Raw genomic sequence first — 1,599 nt, 5'->3', positions numbered from 1 at the left:
CAATGTCATTAACTTAAGGAATCTTTTACATTTGAATTGTAAAAGATTCCTTTTTTCTGTATTTTTATTGTATAATAAAAGTAAATAACTGATGTTTTTTCCCATAAGGCAGGTGATTTTATGAAGAATTCTCAAAAACATACCTGTTGTGATATCAGTTTGATCCATCAGGATGAATTTTATGATTTCTGTAGAAATGGAAATCCGGCATCCTTTATAAGAAACCGGAAGATGCCGTTAACGGATCTTATGTTTACTATGATAAACCGGAGGGGGATTACGTTGAGTCTGAAATTGCGCAATTATATGAAAACCGCACACCCGGGAATGGAAATATCAAAGCCGGGCTATCTGAAACAGCGGATGAAATTGAACCCGCTGGCTTTTTATGAGCTTTACCGCCATCATAACAGGAACTTTTATGCAGACCCTGGATTTTCTCACTTCCATGGATATCTGGTTCTGGCGGCAGACGGCTCAGGAATCAATATCCCAACCACAAGGGAAACGCTGGATACATTTGGGACATCCAGCAGAAAAGGAACAAAACCCCAGGCATCCATAGGGCTCGGGTGTCTGTATGACGTGATGAACCGCATGATCCTGGAGAGCGACTGCTGTAAATGTAAGTTTGATGAAATGCGACTGGCGGAAGAACAGATCGACCGTGTATCTGAAACAATCGGCGCGTCACAGCCGTTTCTGGTCGTCATGGACAGGGGCTATCCCTCCACCGCGGCTTTTATCAGGATGATGGAGAAGGGCGTCCTGTTCCTTGTGCGCCTCAAATCCAGTGACTATAAAAAAGAGCAGGCCTCATTATCCTTTCCGGACACATGGGTGGACATCCGTCTGGACAAAAGCCGGATCAACCATTATAAAGGAACGGATATCGGACAGCGGATGGAAGAACTCGGGCACATCACCCTGCGTATGGTCAAAGTGCCGTTACCGGAAGGGAAGGAAGAAGTGCTCATCACAAATCTGCCGTCGGAAACCTTTGACAGCCGACAGATTGCGGAACTGTACCATATGAGATGGGGAATTGAAACGGCATACGAAACGCTCAAAGACCGTCTGCAGATAGAGAACTTCACAGGGACCAGGCCGGTTTTGCTGCTGCAGGATATCTACAGCACAATCTATGTCAGCAACCTTGCGGAAGACATCATTCGTGACGCGGAAGCGGAGCTGGATGAGAAAGAAAAACACAGGAAACATAAAATGATGGTGAATCGGACATTGAGCATAGGGATACTGAAAAATGACCTGATTTATATCCTGCTGGAAACAGATGCGCAGAAACAGGACAGACTGTTCCAGCAGATCTATGAAGACATCAGCAAAAATCTGGTTCCAATCAGGCCAGACCGTCATTACCACCGGACAAAGGGGCAGCTTGCGGGAAAATATTCAAACACGCATAAAAGAGCTTATTAAACAACAAAGCTATAGCACATGAAATCATCTTGCATAATAATTACAGTAGAAGATCGTCAAATGGTAAGACTGATTCCCAGAACAATACCGGATGTCTTTATCCCATGAATGGGTGTAAAGACATCCGGTATTGTTCTTTTCCTTAAGTTAATGACATTG

1 protein-coding gene is annotated in these 1,599 nt (G+C 44.1%); it reads left to right on the top strand.

The window, feature by feature from the left end; all coding sequences use genetic code 11:
* The first annotated feature begins 120 nt into the window (after positions 1–120).
* Complete coding sequence (locus tag D7Y06_RS25035) at positions 121–1,440, top strand: IS4 family transposase (RefSeq protein ID WP_243119511.1); 1,320 nt, start codon at positions 121–123, stop codon at positions 1,438–1,440.
* Positions 1,441–1,599 lie beyond the last annotated feature (159 nt).

The sequence above is a fragment of the Roseburia sp. 1XD42-69 genome (genome assembly GCF_003612565.1).
GTDB lineage: Bacteria > Bacillota > Clostridia > Lachnospirales > Lachnospiraceae > Roseburia_B.
This window is presented reverse-complemented; position numbering and strand designations above follow the sequence as displayed.

Coding starts and splice junctions, on each gene's coding strand:
- D7Y06_RS25035 (WP_243119511.1), top strand. CDS start 121: ATGAAGAATTCTCAAAAACATACCTGTTGTGATATCAGTTTGATCCAT.